Annotated in this window: 1 protein-coding gene; it reads left to right on the top strand. The window is 57.8% G+C overall.

Annotation, left to right across the window (positions count from 1 at the left end; genetic code table 11):
• The coding region (locus BM225_RS21505) for an IS110 family RNA-guided transposase (RefSeq protein WP_143095451.1) at positions 1–1,194 on the top strand (1,194 nt) is incomplete at its 5' end.
• Between the last annotated feature and the right edge of the window lie 96 nt (positions 1,195–1,290).

Raw genomic sequence — 1,290 nt, forward strand, 5'->3', positions numbered from 1 at the left:
CATGAGGTACTGATCGGGGTGCCGGGCAAGAAGCGTCGTCGGCGCATGACGATCCTGAACACACTGGAGGACTTCCAACGCCTGTCTGGGGCTCTTGCCAGTTATGGTCTGCCGGTGCGGATCGGGTTCGAGGCGACCGGCAACTACCACCGAACGTTGGCCCACCATCTTGGCCAAGCCGGCTTTGAATTGAAGTTGGTCTCCTCGGTCGGCCTTGCCCGAACACGGGAGGCTCTGCACAACAGTTGGGACAAGAACGACCCGAAGGATGCGCAGGTCATCTTGCACATGCTGGAGATTGGCGCCGTGCAATTCTTTCATGACCCGCTGGTCGTCGGGACTGCCGATATTCAGGAACTATCGAAGACGCACGAGATCGTTTCGCGTTCGAAGACCGAACTCTGGCACCGCATTCTTACGCACTACCTGCCGCTGTATTTTCCTGAGGCTGAAAGGTTTCATCGTAGCTCCCGAACCGACTGGTTCCTGGCTTTCCTCGAGAAGTATCCGACGCCGACAATGATCACAGCCATGAGCCAGGATGACTTCATCGCGGATGCCTGGCAGGTGGTTGGCAAAAAGGTCTATAAAGAGCGTTTTCTTTCAGACATTTACGCTACGGCTGTCAACTCGGTTGGTTTGCCTGTCGACCCGGATTCCGATGCTGTGCGCATGTTTCGAATGGTGATTGCCGAAGGCAGAAGCCTTGTCCGCCAGCGCAACGAGATCGAGGCTCGGTCAGTCGAGTTGCTCTCCGATCTGCCGGACTATCAGCTGCTGACAACCATCCCCGGCATCGGGCCGATCAATGCCATGACCATCTTGGCGGAAGCCGGAGACCTGCGCCGCTTTCGGCATCATCGGCAGTTTCTAAAATTCTGCGGCATGGACCTCGCCACTGTGCAGTCCGGCATGTTCCGTGGCCGGAGCCGGATCTCGAAGTACGGCAATGCCCGACTGCGCCGCACACTTTGGATGGCGGGCCAGACGGCAGTCCTGACCAAGACCAACAGCTTCCGGGACAAATTCGAACGCTATATCTCAAAGGACCGACACAACGCTCATCTGCGCCGCAAAGCCTACACCGCGATCGCGGCTAAAATGGCGCGCACAGTACACGCCGTGGTCAATCACGGCACACCCTATCGCCCCTTCTTTGAGGGGGTGAGCCCAGGCGGAAGGACCTCTCTCTGACTGAGCCGTGGAGGCAGTCAATCTGACCTCGTAGATAATGTTCGGGCCTTCTGCTTGGGATTTGGGATCTCGTATTAAGGACGGTGAGGGCCGCCA

It is taken from the genome of Donghicola eburneus (assembly GCF_900115865.1).
Classification (GTDB): Bacteria; Pseudomonadota; Alphaproteobacteria; order Rhodobacterales; family Rhodobacteraceae; genus Donghicola; species Donghicola eburneus.